Consider the following 14,550-nt stretch of genomic DNA (forward strand, 5'->3'; position numbering starts at 1 on the left):
AAATCAGCCCGCGAAATCAGCGGTTTGTGAAGAGCTTGTCAAGCTTGGCACCGGAGGCAAAATGCTCTTCCTGCGCCTTGTCCCAGCCGCCGAACACGTCTTCAACGGTGACGAGGCGGACTTCGGGGAACTTGTCCTTGAATTCGGCCTTGACCGTCTCGTCATGCACCCGGTTGCCACGGGCGGCCACGATGCGCTGACCTTCCGGCGCATAGAGGAAGTCGAGGTAAGCCTTGGCCAGATCGCGCGAGCCACGGGCATCGACCACCCGGTCCACGATGGCGACCGGGAACTCGGCCAGGATGCTGACGGACGGGGTCACGAGGTCAAACTTGTCCTCGCCGAATTCCTTGGCAATGCCCTGGGTTTCGGCTTCGAACGTGATCAGCACGTCACCTGTGCCGCGTTCCACGAAGGTGGTGGTGGAGCCGCGCCCGCCCGTGTCGAACACCGGCACGTTGGCAAAGAGCTTGGTGATGAACTCGTCAACCTTGGCCTCGTCGCCGTTGAAGGCTTCACGGGCATAGGCGGTGGCCGCCAGATAGGTGTAGCGGGCGTTGCCGGAGGTCTTCGGGTTCGGGAAGATCACCTTGACGTCGTCACGGACGAGATCGCCCCAGTCCTTGATGTTCTTCGGGTTGCCTTCGCGCACCAGGAAGGCTGGTAGCGAATAATAGGGGAGGCGCGGTTCGGGAAGTCTTCCACCCAATCCGGCGACACTGCGCCACCCTTGACGAGGGCGTTGATGTCAGTGGTCTGGTTGAAGGTCACCACATCGGCTTCCATGCCTTCCAGAATGGCGCGGGCCTGCTTGGAGGAGCCGGCATGCGACTGGTCGATGGTGACATCCTTGCCGGTCTTTGCCTTGTAATCAGCAATAAAGGCCTCGTTGACCTCGACGAAGAGCTCGCGGGCGATGTCATAGGAGGCGTTGAGCAGCTTCTCTGCGGCTGAGGCCTGCAGAGGGTTGGTCAGCAGTGCGGCGGCGGCAGCGCCTGCCACCAGAAGAGCCTTGATCGTCATATGGGAACCCCCGTTTGATGTTGCCCAAAGCATAGCGATGGGCAACGGAGGTACGAGGCATGGCGGTCTTCCTCTGGCGCAAAGAGGAAAAACCTATGCCAATTTGCCGCCAATCCGGGGTGCGCCGTTCCTGCTGGCGGCAGAGGGGCGGGAGCAGGGCCTTTTCATCATCGCCTCTACAGCCCGCAGCCGGCCCACCAGGGCAGAGCGCAGCTTCCCGCGCCAGTTGCCTTTCAGATTGGTATGCATCTTGCTGCGTGTCTCCTGTTGACGAGACAGGAGGTAGCAATGATCAGCCTATCTGCGGGCCGGCCAGGGGCTGCTTTGGGGTATTCATCCGTAAGAAGCGGTACTCAGAGTGTTGATCAGACACGTCAGGGTGTTGCCGGGCACATGTCAGAAAGTGCCACTAGGCAAAATTTGCCTGCAAAAAATGCCCCCTGGTCAGTCTCCACGTCTTCGGCACGTGTCCTCTCTGCCGATGTCATGGCCACCCTCCAGAAGATCCAGGAAGCCGGCGCGGGCAGCGCCTCACCGGCGCCCGCTGAGGATCCCGTCAAACGCGAAACTGCAAACGGCTTCAACATCATTGTGGCGGGGCACAGCATTGATGCACGCGAGGGGATTTCCTTGCTGCGCCCCTACGATGGGAAACTGACCTATTCGCCCGAGTTGCAGGCACAGATAGATGCGGATGAACCCCCGCAGCTGAACAGCACGTCAGAGGCGTTGAAGGCGCTGCCGCCCGGCGCCACGAGTTCCTACATGCCCATCACACCGCAGATGCTGGCAGGGCAATGGAACCGTGGGAACCCGCTTTCTCAACCGATAGACATGTTTGAGAAAAACAGCATCGCTGATTTGACCGGTTTCATGGAACGCCTTGAAGCCGAGCGCCAGCTGAAAGAACGGTACGGTGATGATGTCAAGCTAGCCTACAGTCATGCTGACGAAGGCTACATCATGTTGACGCCGGATGATCTTCATTACGACGAGATCAATTCCGTGCAGCAGGCATTTGATAATATGCTCTCGGAGATCAGACTGGGATACAATTTCTCCGAAGGCGAGCTTTCGGTCCTGCGCGAGTACAATTACAGGGTCTGACCAGTCCGCCTGGGGTCAGACCTCACGCAGCCTTCGGCGTGAATCCGGTCACATCGACAAGCCGGGTGCAGATGCGGGCACGGGCTTCCTCGTCGTGGAAGATCCCGACGATGGCAGCGCCCCGCCCCTTGGCTTCAGCGATGAGCGAAAGCACCACTTCACGGTTGGCGGCATCAAGGCTTGCGGTGGGCTCATCCAGCAGCAGAGCCGGATAGGCATGGGCAAAGCCACGGGCGATGTTGACGCGCTGTTGCTCACCGCCGGAGAACGTGGTGGGCGAGAGCTGCCAGAGCCTTTCGGGAATATTGAGGCGCCTCAGCAGATCTGCGGCGCGCGCCCTGGCCTCTTCAATCGGTGTGCCCAATTGCAGCAGCGGCTCGGCGACGACATCCAGCGCAGGCACACGCGGCACAACGCGCAGAAACTGGCTGACATAGCCCAGCGTCTCGCGGCGCAGGCGGATGATCTGGCGTGGTTCCGCCTTCGTCACATCGATGCCGCCCACGAGGATCTGCCCGCCGGCGGCCAGATAATTGCCATAGATCATCCGCATCAGCGTGGACTTGCCCGCTCCCGACTGGCCGGTGAGGCCGATGCACTCGCCCGACTTAACGGTGAGGCTGGCCCCTTCCATCACAGGGATCACGGCACTGCCCTGATTGTGCAGCGTGAAAGACTTGGACAGGTTTTCAATCCGGATCATGGCCTACACCTGCAGGACGGAGGAAACGAGAAGCTGGGTATAGGCATGTTGCGGGTCGTCCAGCACCTGGTCGGTGAGGCCCTGCTCCACCACGCGGCCGGATTTCATCACCATCAGCCTGTCGGCCAGCAGCCGGACCACGGCAAGGTCATGGGTGACGATGATGACCGACAGCCCAAGGTCACGCACCAGCCCGCGCAGCAGGTCGAGCAGCCGGGCCTGCACGCTCACATCCAGCCCGCCGGTCGGCTCGTCCATGAAGACAAGGCGCGGGCCGGTGACCAGATTGCGAGCGATCTGCAGGCGCTGCTGCATGCCGCCGGAAAAAGCGGAGGGGCGGTCGTCGATGCGGTCGGCAGCAATTTCCACCCGCGCCAGCCAGTCTGTGGCCTTGTCGCGGATCGAGCCGTAATGCCGGGCGCCGACAGCCATAAGCCGTTCCCCGACGTTGCCGCCTGCCGAAACGCCCATGCGCAGGCCGTCACGCGGGTTCTGGTGCACATAGGCCCATTCGGTGCGCGACAGCCGCCGTCTGGCCGTTTCCGCCATGGCCAGCACGTCGCGCCCTTCATAAAGCACGGTGCCTTCATCCGGCTGCTGGTGTCCGGCCAGACAGGACAGTAGCGTGGACTTTCCCGAGCCGCTTTCGCCGACGATGCCCAGCACCTCACCGGGATAAAGCTCGAAGGAGACATCCGCGCAGCCGATACGCGCGCCATAGCGCCGGGTGAGGCCGGACACCTTCAAAAGCGGTGTGTCAGTGACGGTCTGGTGCAGGCTCATGACGCCATCTCCCGCGCTGCGGCAACCGGGTTTGCGCTCAGCCGCCCGGTATGACCGCAGGCCTGGCGCTCGCTGCAATAATCTGTGTCGGAGCAGACAAACATCCGGCTGCCGGCATCGTCCGTGATCACCTCATCCAGATAGCTGTCTTCCGCCCCGCAAAGATCGCAGGCATGCGGCGCCTTGCCGGGAACGAAGGGATGATCATCAAAGTCGAGGCTGACAACCTTCGTATAGGGCGGCAGGGCATAGATGCGCTGCTCACGCCCGGCGCCGAAAAGCTGGATCGCCGGATTGTCCGAAAGCTTCGGATTGTCGAACTTCGGGATCGGCGAAGGATCCATCACGTAGCGGTCTTCCACCTTCACCGGATAAGCGTAGGAAGTGGCGATTTCGCCGTGACGGGCGATGTCCTCGTAAAGCTTCACATGCATGAGGCCGTATTCCTCCAGCTCATGCATCTTGCGTGTTTCGGTCTCACGCGGCTCCAGAAAGCGCAGAGGCTCGGGGATGGGCACCTGATAGACAAGGATCTGCCCTTCGGTCAGCGGCGTTTCCGGAATGCGGTGGCGTGTCTGGATCAGTGTCGCCTCCTCCGTGCGCCCGGTCACGGCAACGTTGGCGGTGCGCTGGAAGAAGCGGCGGATGCTGACGGCGTTGGTGGTGTCATCCGCCCCCTGATCGATCACCTTCAGCCGGTCCTCCGGCACAAGGCAGGCGGCCGTCACCTGAACGCCGCCTGTTCCCCAGCCATAAGGCATGGGCATCTCGCGGCTGGCAAAGGGCACCTGATAGCCGGGAATGGCGATGCCCTTGAGGATGGCACGGCGGATCATCCGCTTGGTCTGCTCGTCCAGATAGGCGAAGTTGTAGGCATCATCCGTCATTTGGCAGCCTCCCCTCTGCGGTTGCGTTGCGGGCTGCTTCTGCTTCCGCCCGCAGGCGGCGCACCAGTTCCAGCTCCGCCTGAAAGTCCACGTAATGGGGCAGCTTGATGTGCTCCAGAAAGCCCGTGGCCTGGATGTTGTCGCAGTGGGACAGGACGAACTCCTGATCCTGCGCAGGGGCACCGATGTAATCCTCGCCCAGCTCCTCCCAGCGCAGCGCCCGGTCTACCAGCGACATGGCGATGGACTTGCGCTCCGACTGGCCAAAAACAAGGCCATAGCCGCGCGTGAACTGAGGCGGCTCGGTGCGCGAACCGGTGAACTGGTTGACAGTCTCGCATTCCGTCAGCTCGACTTCGCCAATTTCGATGGCAAAGCCCAGCTCCGGAATATCCATCTCCACCGCCACTGTGCCGATGCGCAGTTCACCGACAAAGGCATGGGTGCGCCCGTAGCCGCGCTGTGTGGAATAGGCGAGCGACAGGATGAAGCCCTCATCTCCGCGCGTGATAGACTGAAGCCGCAGCGGGCGGCTGGCCGGCAGCTCCAGTGGCTCGCGGGTCAGATCCGGCGGGGTGCTATCGCTGCGCGGTTCGTCCTGAATGAGCCCGTCCCGGCCAAGAATGCCGGTGACATGCGGCACTGGACCGCCGTCCGCCGGGGCCTGCGGGGCCGGATCAACGTCCCCTTCTGCAGCCAGCTTGAAGTCGATGAGCCGGTGGGTGTAGTCGAAGGTCGGCCCGAGGATCTGTCCGCCCGGCAGATCCTTGAACGTGGCAGACACCCGGCGGTCCACGGCCATGTCTGCCGTTTCCACTGGCAGCGACGCGCCGAAGCGCGGCAGGGTGGTGCGGTAGGCTCGGATGAGGAAGATGGCCTCGATCAGATCGCCTCGCGCCTGTTTGATGGCAAGGGCGGCGAGATCGGGATCATAAAGACTGCCCTCCGCCATCACGCGGTTAACGGCAAGCTTCAGCTGCTCGCGGATCTGCGGCACTGTGAGTTCGGTGACGGTAGTGTCGCCGCGCCGTTCCTCTGCCAGCCATTCATGGGCATTGCCGATGGCGCGTTCGCCACCCTTGACGGCGACATACATCAGCTGGCCTCCACGATGGTTGTGCGTGGCAGTCCGGCGATCTGGCGGCCTGCGGTCAGGAAGAAGTCAAACCCGAGGGGAAACAGCGCACGGTTCTGCCGGAACAGCTCCGTCTCCGGCAGGTTCAGGAATGCCTCGTCCGCAATCCCGGGCCCCGTCAGACGGCAGCCTTCTGCTGTGAGCCTTTCTACTTCCAGCACCAGCGTCGCAGAGCGGTCCGGATAATCCGGGCTGCCAATGGGAAACTGATCCATGAAGGGCTTCAGGTCCTCAAGGCGCCCAAGCGCAAAGCGGATGCTCGCAGCATCAGCCCCTGCCTCAAGGCTTGCCGCCGTCAGCACCGGGGCGCCGGTGTGGAAGGTGATCCAGCCGCGCATGGCCTCGCAATCGGCAGCACCGGCCAGAAACACGGGCGTCGTTGTGTCGGCAAGGGTCAGAAGCACCGCGCCTGCGGCCGGGGAAACGGGTTGCGGCGGCTGGGCAGCATCCAGCGTGTGAAGGGTGCCAGGGCGGGCGAGGGCTTCCAGCAGACAGCGGAAGGCGCGTGCGGCCTCGATAGGCGCATCGGCAAAGCCGCCGGTCAGAGCGTCGGGCGTCATCAGTCTTCTCCGCGCACGAGGGTGAAGAAATCGACCTTGGTGGCTGCGGCCTTTTCCGCCCGCAGCTGGCGGGCGCTTGCCGCCTCTGCGGCCAGCACATCCAGCACCCGTGCCTGAAGATCTGCGGCAGCCCCGGTCTGCATCAGCGCATCCACACAGGCCGCACGGGTGGCATGGGCCTTGTCCCGCCCCTGTACATAGGCGTGGCCCACTTCACCGCCGGAGAGCTGGACCGTGCAGCGGGTGATGGTCATCTCACCCAAGTTGAAGGGTGCGCCCGTGCCGCCCATCCGCCCGCGCACCATCACGGCCCCAACCTCGGGGCGGCGGAGCTGCGTATGGTCCGGCAGATCCGGAAACAATGCCGCCAGACGCGCCGGATTGGCCTTGGCCAGCAGCGACAACCAGCTCTTGCGCTGGCTGTACGGCTCGTCATCCTTGGGGGAAACGGCGGGCTTCATCGGCACCTCGACATCTTTGGATCCTGTCTATATAATGATAGACAACTAGACATATGGATACTGCAAGGGGCCATCCGGCTCAACCGCCGTCTTGTGAAATTTTTGCGACAGACGGGGTTGCGCATCGGGCGGCAGAGACTTCAGGGCAAGGCAATGGCGCGCAGCGCGATCTGGAAATCCATCGTGGACACGCTTTCGGCGGAAATCGCGGAAGGCCACTACAAGCCGGGGGATAAGCTGCCGACGGAAGCGCAGCTTGCCGCGCGCTTTGGCGTGAACCGGCATACGGTGCGCCATGCTCTGGCTGCGCTGGCAGAGGCGGGAACCGTGCATTCACGGCGCGGGGCCGGTGTCTTCGTCACCATCAAGCCGACGGACTATGCCATCGGCCGGCGTGTACGGTTTCAGCAGAACCTTGCCGCCAGCGGCCGCATGGCCTCGCGGCGTATCAGCCTGATGGAAACCCGGGCCTGCGGCGAAAAGGAAGCCGAAGCGCTGCAACTGGCTCCTGGCGACCTGGTGCATGTTGTAGAGGGTGTATCCCTGGCCGATGGTGTTCCGCTGGCGCTGTTCCGCTCCGTCTTTCCGGCAGCACGCGTGCCCGGCTTCCTTGAGGCCATGGCAGGGCGGCAGTCGATCACCGAAGCGCTGGCCGAATGCGGCATTGCCGACTACACCCGTGCCCAGACGCGCCTGACAGCCAAGCTGGCGCGCCCGGTGCAAGCCCTGACGCTGCAGATCGCGGAAGCCGCACCAATCCTGCGCTCCGTTTCGGTCAATGTGACGGACGATGGCAGACCCATTGAATATGGCATCACCTGGTTCGCCGGGGACCGCGTGTCCCTCACCATGGCTCCGGACTAGGGCATCAGGGGACCAGAGCCCCCTGCGGCGTGACGGCGGCGCAGATATAGGGTAAGCAGCACGCCGCAGCCGGGCGCCGTGTCCGGCCTGATGTGCGGAACCTTGAGACATGCTGCGTCGCCTTGGCCTAATCGGCGGACTGACCCTTTTGAGCCGGCTGCTCGGCTTCATCCGCGACCTCATCATGGCCGGCGTGCTCGGCGCAGGCCCCATTGCCGATGCCTTCATGCTGGCCTTCCGCCTGCCGAACCACTTCCGCGCCATCTTTGCCGAAGGAGCCTTCAACGCAGCCTTCCTGCCCACCTATGCCGCGACACTGGAGAAGGATGGGCCGGACAAGGCGCGCCATTTCGGTTCGCAGATCCTGTCCTGGCTGATGCTCGCCAATCTGGCGCTGCTCGCCTTCGCTTGGGCGGCCACGGGAACACTGATCACCCTGCTGGCGCCGGGGCTGGGCGCTGATGATCCGGCCCGGCCCATGGCCATCGAGCTGACGCGCATCACCTTCCCCTATCTCCTGTGCATGTCCATCGTGGTGCTGCTGTCGGCCGTGCTGAATGCGGAGCGGCGTTTTGCTGCGGCAGCGGCTGCACCTGTGCTTCTGAACATCGCCATGATTGGCACGCTGCTGGCCGTCAGCCACTTCCCCGATGCAGGCAGCGCAGCAGCCTGGGGCGTGCTGGCGGGCGGCATTGCGCAGGTTCTGCTGCTGACGGCAGCCACCTTCCGCAGCGAATTCTCCGTGAGCTTCTGCCTGCCAAAGCTGGATCCGGGCGTGCGCCTGTTTTTCCGCCGCCTCGGGCCTGCGCTGCTCGCCTCGGGCGTCGTTCAGATCGCCATCTTCGCAGACACGATCCTTGCCAGCTTCCTGCCCTCTGGCGCCCTCTCGCACCTCTACTATGCCGACCGGCTGTATCAGCTGCCGCTGGGCGTCATCGGCATTGCTCTTGGAACAGCGCTGCTGCCGGAAGTGAGCCGGGGCGCCGCAGCGGAGACGGACGAAGCCCGGCAGAAGCTGCGCGCCACCATGGATCAGGCCTTCAACATCTGCCTTGCCGTCGGGCTGCCGGTGGCAGTGCTGATGGCAGGGCTCGGAGAACTTGCCATTGCCGCCTTCTTCCAGCGCGGAGCCTTTGATGCCAGTGCGACCGCCGGGGCAGGCGCGGTGCTGCTTGCCTATTCGCTCGGCCTGCCGGCCGCCCTTGCCGTGCGCTCCCTCGTTGCCTCCTTCCACGGGCGCGGCGACATGGTGACGCCGCTGAAGATCCTTGCCGTGGCAACGCTGGTGAATGTTTCCCTGAAAGCCACCCTCTCCGGCCCCTGGGAGGCAGCAGGCCTTGCAGCAGGCACTTCGGCAGGCGTGTGGATCTATGCCATGGGGCTTTATCTGACGGCACGCCACCGCGACTACATGGGCACCCCGCCCTCCCGGCTGACCGGTCTGCTGCTCACGGGCACGGTGTTGATGGCAGGCCTGATGCTCCTGCAGAACCAGACGCTGGTGCTTTTCTCCAGCCTGCTGCCGCAAAGCCTGGGGGCACTCGCGCCCTTTGCCACGCTGACGCTGCTGGCAGGCGCCGCCCTCACCGTCTATGCGGTGGTCCTCTACCCCGCACGTGGTTTCCTGCGCCGCCGCAGGCGCTGAGTTCTCAATCCCGGACGCGCAGACGGGCGGCCAGTCTTCCGGTTGGCCGCCCGTTCTGTTTCAGCTTCTCTGCCTTGTTCCCTGCTGTGCCTCAGGTATGCGCAGCGCCGTCCTTGTGCCCGCCGTCCTGCGGCTCTGCAGGGCTGTCGTCACGCGGAATGCGGAACCAGGCTACGTAGAGTGCGGGCAGGAACAGCAGCGTCAGCACCGTGCCCACTACGATGCCGCCCATCATGGCATAGGCCATCGGCCCCCAGAACACCTCGCGGGAGATCGGGATCAGCGCAAGCGTCGCTGCCGCGGCCGTCAGCATGATCGGCCGCATGCGGTGTTCAGTCGCCTCGATCACCGCCTTCCATGCAGGCATACCCTCCTCCCGCAAATGCTCGATCTGCACCACAAGGATCACCGAGTTGCGGATGAGGATGCCGATGAGGGCCAGAACGCCGAGAATGGCGACGAAGCCCATCGGCGCATTGCTGAGCAGCAACGCCGCCACCACGCCGATGAGAGCGAGCGGCGCCACGGCGAACACCAGGAACAGGCGGCTGAAGCTCTGCAGCTGGATCATCAGGATCGTGGCCATGATGAACAGCATCAGCGGGGCCACAGCAGCAATCGGCCCCTGCGCCTCGGCACTGGACTCCACCGAGCCGCCTATTTCGATGTTGTAACCTGCCGGAAGTTCCTTCTGGAACTGCTCCAGCTGCGGCTTCAGCTGCTCGACAATCGTCGCAGGCTGGGTCGGTCCGATCACGGCAGCCTTCACCGTGATGGTGGGGATGCGGTCGCGGGTGGCAATCAGCGGCTGCTCGACCTCGTTGCGGAAGCGGGCGACCGTTGACAGCGGGATGGACTTGCCGCTGCTGCTGGGCAGTTGCAGGTTCTTCAAAGTCTCGACAGAGCCCCTCTCGGAGGCCTGGGCGCGGCCGACGACATCGATCAGATAGATATCGTCCCGAACCTGGGTCGCCGAAGACCCCTGCACGATGCTGCCCAGCGCCGAGGCAATATCCTGCGAGGATATGCCGAGCTGGCGGGCCTTGTCCTGCAGCACGTCCACTTTCACCACACGAATGGGTTCGTTCCAGTCGTAGGTCAGGTTGGACAGCAGCGGGTGCTTGTTGATGACCGCTGCAAACTTCTGCGCCAGCTGACGCACCTGCTGCACGTCCGGACCGCTGATGCGGTACTGGACGGGCTTGCCCACCGGAGGCCCGATGTCGAGAAGCTTCACGAACACATCGCTGCCCGGGAAGGTCTTCGCCGCATAGGCCTGAAGATCTGCGCGCAGCCGGTTGCGGGCCTCAAGGTCCTTTGTGACAATGACGATCTGGCCGAACCAGGGCGAGGCGGACTGCACATCATAGGACAGGATGAAGCGCGGCGCCCCTGCCCCACATAGGCCGACCAATGCTCCACATCCTCGTTGCCAGCCAGCTTCTCACGCTCCAGCTGCGCCATCTGCCGGTTTGTTTCGGCAATGGTCGTGTTCTGCGGCATGTTCCAGTCGATGATCAGCTCGACACGGTCAGACGCGGGGAAGAACTGCTGCTGCACCAGCCCGAGGCCGCCCACCGACACCCCGAAGACAGCCATGGTGAGCAGGATCGTCATCCAGCGCCAGCGCATGGCCAGCGTGAGCAGCGAGGCGAACAGCGAAGCCATCCGCCCTTTCTTCTCGTGATGGGCCTTCATCGTCTTCGGCAGGATTGTCACACCAAGGAGAGGCGTGAACAGAACGGCCACGATCCAGGACACGATCAGCGACACGGCGATGACGACAAAGAGCGTGAACGTAAACTCACCGGCAGCACTGCTGTTCAGGCCGATGGGGATGAAGCCGGCGACCGTCACCAGCGTTCCGGTGAGCATCGGGAAGGCGGTAGAGGTGTAGACGTGGGTGGCCGCTTTCCTGAGCGTATCGCCTGATTCCAGGCGCGACACCATCATCTCCACCGCAATCATGGCATCATCCACCAGCAGGCCCAGCGCGATGATCAGCGCGCCCAGCGAAATACGCTGCAATGAGATGCCGGTGTATTCCATGAAGACAAATGTGATGGCCAGCACCAGCGGAATGGAGATAGCCACCACCAGACCGGCACGCATGCCAAGGCTGATGAAGCTGATGGCCAGGACGATGGCCACCGCCTCGAACAGGGCCTTGGTGAAGCCGGAGACGGCCTCCTCCACCACCTTGGGCTGGTTCGAGACCTGAGACACGGTCACGCCGACCGGCAGATCCCGGATGACGCGTTGCAGCTCGGCTTCCAGCTCCTCGCCGAAGGTCAGCAAGTTGGCTCCCGCCTTCATGCCAATGGCAAGGCCGATGGCTGGCTGGCCGTTGAACCGGAACAGCTCAGACGGCGGGTCCACATAGCCGCGCCTGACCGTAGCAATGTCTGCCAGCGGGAAATACCGGTCATTCACACGCAGGTTGATCGCCTTCAGGCTTTCTTCGGAGGTGAACTGTCCATTGACGCGCAGGGCAATCCGCTCGGCCCCCGCCTCGACGAAACCGGATTGGGTAACCGCGTTCTGTGCCTGCAAGGTCTCGATGATTGCCCGCTGGTCGATGCCGAGCGCAGCGATCTTGCGGGTGGAAAACTCCAGGTAGATCACCTCATCCTGCGCGCCCAGAATGTCGATCTTGCCGACATTTTCCACCGTCAGCAGCTTGGCGCGGGCATCTTCCACCAGATCGCGCAGCTGGCGCTGGGTCAGCCCGTCCGACGTGAAGGCAAAGATGTTGCCATACACATCGCCGAAGGAATCGTTGAAGAACGGCCCCTGCACGCCACTGGGGAACTGGCCCCGGATGTCATTGATCATGTTGCGGACGCGCACCCAGTTGCCGGTGACGTCCTTTGCCTTCGTTGTCGGCAGAAGCTCCACAAAGATTGTGGTCTGGCCCGCCCGCGTTTCGCTGCGGGTAAAGTCCAGTGCCTCCAGTTCCTCGAGCTTGCGCTCGATCCGGTCCGTCACCTGCAGACGCATTTCCTCCGCAGAGGCGCCGGGCCACTGGGCGCTGACGATCATGGTCTTGATCGTAAAGTTCGGATCTTCCTCGCGGCCAAGGTTCATGTAGGAGAAGACACCAGCCAGCAGGAAGACAATCATGAAGTACCAGACGAGAGAACGGTGCTCCAGCGCCCAGTCAGAGAGGTTGAACTTCTTCACTTGACCGTCTCCTGATCAATTCGAATGGCCTGGCCTTCCGTGAGCATGTTCACACCAGCCACGACCACGCGGTCGCCCGCCTCAAGACCTTGCAGCACTGCAACCCGGCCGCCCTGGGCTGCCGTTTCGTCAAGACGCACCTGGCGGGAGACCACCTTGGCGGCAGCCTCGTCCACCACCCACACCGACCGCGTATCCCCGTCCGCACGGATGGCGGATGCCGGAAGCCAGAAACGGGCCTCGGAATGGACATCGGCAAAGGCCATGATGACGGCTCCCAGCCGCAATGCCTCGGGCGGGTCCACCAGTGTCAGGCGCACACGCCGGGTGCGGGTGGCGCCGTCAGCCTGCGGGCCGATTTCGCGCACGATGCCTTTCGCCTGCACCCTTGGGTCCAGCTGCAAGGCCACATCAAAGACAGCGCCCGGCTTCAACTTGCCACTGGCGTCCTCCGGCACGTCGATCACCGCATCGCGCTCGTCCGGCTTGGCCACCGTCACCACAGTCTGCCCGTCCGTCACGACCTGCCCCACTTCCGCCGATGTGCCGGTGACAACCCCGTCGAACTCGGCCAGCAGGCGGGCATAGCCCAGCTGTTCCTGAGCCTTGTCCAGATTGGCCTTGGCCCTTGCCACCGCCGCTTCGGCAATCTTGCGGTCCTGCTCCGCCGTCTCGAAAGTTGCCAGAGCCCCAGACTGGCGCTCGAACAGCGTCTTCTGCCGCGCCTCGGTGGTGATGGCATTGCTTAGTTGAGCATTGGCATTGACCAGATCGGACTGGGCGCTTTTCACCGCCAGTTCCAGCGACACCGGATCAATGGTGGCAAGTACATCGCCCTTGCGGACGATATCGGCCGTCTGCACATTGCGCGTGACGATGCGGCCGAGCACGCGGAACCCGTAGTCCGTCTCGACACGCGCGGCGACAGTGCCGGGCAGGGTCAGACGGGTGGCAGGCGCTTCCTCCACCCGCACGGACAGCACCGGGCGCACCGGTGCCGCCTCTCCAGCTTCATGCGGATTGCATGCGGCCAGCGAAATACCGGCCAGCAGCAGGAACGAAAGACTGGCTGCGCGTCTCATTGGGCGGCCTCCTCAAAACTGACGATCTCGCCGGGGCTCAGGAATTTGGTGCCATTGCTGACCACCAGCTCCCCCGCCGTGACGCCTGAGGCGACCGTAAAGGCGCTGCTGCTATAGGCCATCACCTCGACCGGGCGCAGCGAAACCTTGCGCTCTGCCGGATCCACCACCCAGACAGCCGTGCGCCCGCCATCCGATGCCATAGCCGCGGCTGGAAGTTCGATCACAGGCACGGGCTGATAGCTCAAGGTGGCCGTCACCGCGCTGCCAAGACGCAGGGCGGCGCTGTCCTCAAGCTGCATCTTCACCCGGATTGTGCCGGTGGACGGGTCAATGGCCGGAGAAATTTCGCGGATGACCGCCTTGGCCGGTGTGCCGCCGCTCAAGGGCGAAACCAGCACCAGAGGTTCCAGCTTGCGGTCCAGAAAGACCGATTCATCCAGATTGAGCACCACGTCCAGCGGGCCGTCATGGGCTAGGGAGAAGACCTGCTGCGAGGCCTGTGCCACCTGCCCCACTTCGGCGCTGCGGGCGGTGATGACCCCGTCTGCATCGGCCTTGAGGCTGGTCCGCTCCAGCGCTTCGCGCGCCCGGCCAGCTTGCGCCTGCGCGGCTTCCACATTGGCCTGAGTCCGCGTCAGCTGCTCCTGGGCACTGTCGAGCGAGGCTCGCGTGGTCACACCGCTTTCAAACAGCCGCTGCTGCCGGTCGAAGGCTTGCTGCGCCTGCGTGCGTTCAGCCATCGCGGAGTTGAGCGAGGCAACCGCCACGTCCAGATCCGCCTGCTGCTCGCTTGGATCAACCCGTGCCAGCACCTGCCCGGCGCTGACCCGGTCTCCCACATCCACCAGCCGCGCGATGATCCGGCCCGTCACCTGAAAGGAGAGGTTCGATTGCACGCGGGCGCGGATCTCCCCTGTTGCCGTCACACGGTCCGGAACGGAGACCTCGTGCACCTTCGTCACCTGAACCAGCCGGTCCGGCTTCTGCTGCGGCTCATCCTGCGGCCCGCAGGCCGCCAGAAAGCCGGCAGCAAGCGGCCAGAGAAAATGTGTGGCTATCCGTCGCATGATCGCCCCTTCCTAAAAAGATGCGGCAAATTATTATTGACTGACTC

11 protein-coding genes and 2 pseudogenes are annotated in these 14,550 nt (G+C 63.6%); 3 read left to right on the forward strand and 10 right to left on the reverse strand.

Annotated elements, in window-relative coordinates; translation table 11 throughout:
- Positions 1–16 precede the first annotated feature (16 nt).
- Positions 17–1,017, reverse strand: a pseudogene (locus ACQB61_RS17155) (sulfate ABC transporter substrate-binding protein).
- Between the two features lie 294 nt (positions 1,018–1,311).
- On the opposite strand from ACQB61_RS17155, the gene ACQB61_RS17160 reads away from it, so the two are divergent.
- Positions 1,312–2,130: a hypothetical protein gene (locus ACQB61_RS17160; RefSeq protein ID WP_430513607.1), complete on the forward strand. Its 819-nt coding sequence runs from the start codon at positions 1,312–1,314 to the stop codon at positions 2,128–2,130.
- A gap of 22 nt (positions 2,131–2,152) precedes the next feature.
- Here ACQB61_RS17160 and phnL read toward each other — a convergent pair whose 3' ends face one another.
- The 6 genes from phnL to phnG are packed head-to-tail and all read right to left on the reverse strand — an operon-like array spanning position 2,153 to position 6,659.
- Complete coding sequence (gene phnL, locus ACQB61_RS17165) at positions 2,153–2,833, reverse strand: phosphonate C-P lyase system protein PhnL (protein ID WP_430513608.1); 681 nt, start codon at positions 2,831–2,833, stop codon at positions 2,153–2,155.
- Positions 2,834–2,836: 3 nt separating this feature from the next.
- The gene (phnK, locus tag ACQB61_RS17170; RefSeq protein WP_430513609.1) at positions 2,837–3,616 is read right to left on the reverse strand and encodes a phosphonate C-P lyase system protein PhnK; all 780 of its coding nucleotides are present in this window, start codon (positions 3,614–3,616) and stop codon (positions 2,837–2,839) included.
- Positions 3,613–4,503: an alpha-D-ribose 1-methylphosphonate 5-phosphate C-P-lyase PhnJ gene (locus tag ACQB61_RS17175; RefSeq protein ID WP_430513610.1), complete on the reverse strand. Its 891-nt coding sequence runs from the start codon at positions 4,501–4,503 to the stop codon at positions 3,613–3,615. The genes phnK and ACQB61_RS17175 overlap by 4 nt, the downstream gene beginning before the upstream one ends.
- Positions 4,493–5,599: a carbon-phosphorus lyase complex subunit PhnI gene (locus ACQB61_RS17180; RefSeq protein WP_430513611.1), complete on the reverse strand. Its 1,107-nt coding sequence runs from the start codon at positions 5,597–5,599 to the stop codon at positions 4,493–4,495. Before ACQB61_RS17180 ends, ACQB61_RS17175 begins: the two co-directional genes overlap by 11 nt.
- On the reverse strand, positions 5,599–6,198 hold the full coding sequence (gene phnH, locus ACQB61_RS17185) for a phosphonate C-P lyase system protein PhnH (protein ID WP_430513612.1): 600 nt from the start codon (positions 6,196–6,198) through the stop codon (positions 5,599–5,601). Before phnH ends, ACQB61_RS17180 begins: the two co-directional genes overlap by 1 nt.
- Positions 6,198–6,659 (reverse strand): phosphonate C-P lyase system protein PhnG, encoded by a 462-nt coding sequence (gene phnG, locus ACQB61_RS17190; protein ID WP_430514402.1) that lies wholly within the window; start codon positions 6,657–6,659, stop codon positions 6,198–6,200. Before phnG ends, phnH begins: the two co-directional genes overlap by 1 nt.
- A 153-nt stretch (positions 6,660–6,812) precedes the next feature.
- Here phnG and phnF point away from each other — a divergent pair, with 153 nt between their 5' ends.
- Positions 6,813–7,523, forward strand: a complete 711-nt coding sequence (gene phnF / locus ACQB61_RS17195) for a phosphonate metabolism transcriptional regulator PhnF (RefSeq protein WP_430513613.1) — start codon at positions 6,813–6,815, stop codon at positions 7,521–7,523.
- Between the two features lie 109 nt (positions 7,524–7,632).
- Entirely contained in the window at positions 7,633–9,168 is a 1,536-nt protein-coding gene (gene murJ, locus ACQB61_RS17200) for a murein biosynthesis integral membrane protein MurJ (protein WP_430513614.1), read from the forward strand.
- Between the two features lie 91 nt (positions 9,169–9,259).
- Here the strand turns inward: murJ and ACQB61_RS17205 are convergent.
- The 3 genes and pseudogenes from ACQB61_RS17205 to ACQB61_RS17215 form a co-directional block, all read right to left on the reverse strand.
- Positions 9,260–12,351 (reverse strand): annotated as a pseudogene (locus tag ACQB61_RS17205) (efflux RND transporter permease subunit).
- Positions 12,348–13,433, reverse strand: a complete 1,086-nt coding sequence (locus tag ACQB61_RS17210) for an efflux RND transporter periplasmic adaptor subunit (protein WP_430513615.1) — start codon at positions 13,431–13,433, stop codon at positions 12,348–12,350. The pseudogene ACQB61_RS17205 and the gene ACQB61_RS17210 overlap by 4 nt, the downstream one beginning before the upstream one ends.
- Positions 13,430–14,503: an efflux RND transporter periplasmic adaptor subunit gene (locus ACQB61_RS17215; protein ID WP_430513616.1), complete on the reverse strand. Its 1,074-nt coding sequence runs from the start codon at positions 14,501–14,503 to the stop codon at positions 13,430–13,432. The genes ACQB61_RS17210 and ACQB61_RS17215 overlap by 4 nt, the downstream gene beginning before the upstream one ends.
- Positions 14,504–14,550 lie beyond the last annotated feature (47 nt).

The sequence above is a fragment of the Pannonibacter phragmitetus genome (assembly GCF_050510895.1).
Lineage (GTDB): Bacteria > Pseudomonadota > Alphaproteobacteria > Rhizobiales > Stappiaceae > Pannonibacter > Pannonibacter phragmitetus_B.

Bases quoted from the DNA above. Each gene is read 5' to 3' on its own strand.
- phnK (WP_430513609.1), bottom strand. From the start codon at position 3,616: ATGAGCCTGCACCAGACCGTCACTGACACACCGCTTTTGAAGGTGTCC.
- phnG (WP_430514402.1), bottom strand. From the start codon at position 6,659: ATGAAGCCCGCCGTTTCCCCCAAGGATGACGAGCCGTACAGCCAGCGC.
- ACQB61_RS17210 (WP_430513615.1), bottom strand. From the start codon at position 13,433: ATGAGACGCGCAGCCAGTCTTTCGTTCCTGCTGCTGGCCGGTATTTCG.
- ACQB61_RS17215 (WP_430513616.1), bottom strand. From the start codon at position 14,503: ATGCGACGGATAGCCACACATTTTCTCTGGCCGCTTGCTGCCGGCTTT.
- murJ (WP_430513614.1), top strand. From the start codon at position 7,633: ATGCTGCGTCGCCTTGGCCTAATCGGCGGACTGACCCTTTTGAGCCGG.
- phnF (WP_430513613.1), top strand. From the start codon at position 6,813: ATGGCGCGCAGCGCGATCTGGAAATCCATCGTGGACACGCTTTCGGCG.
- phnH (WP_430513612.1), bottom strand. From the start codon at position 6,198: ATGACGCCCGACGCTCTGACCGGCGGCTTTGCCGATGCGCCTATCGAG.
- ACQB61_RS17175 (WP_430513610.1), bottom strand. From the start codon at position 4,503: ATGACGGATGATGCCTACAACTTCGCCTATCTGGACGAGCAGACCAAG.
- phnL (WP_430513608.1), bottom strand. From the start codon at position 2,833: ATGATCCGGATTGAAAACCTGTCCAAGTCTTTCACGCTGCACAATCAG.
- ACQB61_RS17160 (WP_430513607.1), top strand. From the start codon at position 1,312: ATGATCAGCCTATCTGCGGGCCGGCCAGGGGCTGCTTTGGGGTATTCA.
- ACQB61_RS17180 (WP_430513611.1), bottom strand. From the start codon at position 5,599: ATGTATGTCGCCGTCAAGGGTGGCGAACGCGCCATCGGCAATGCCCAT.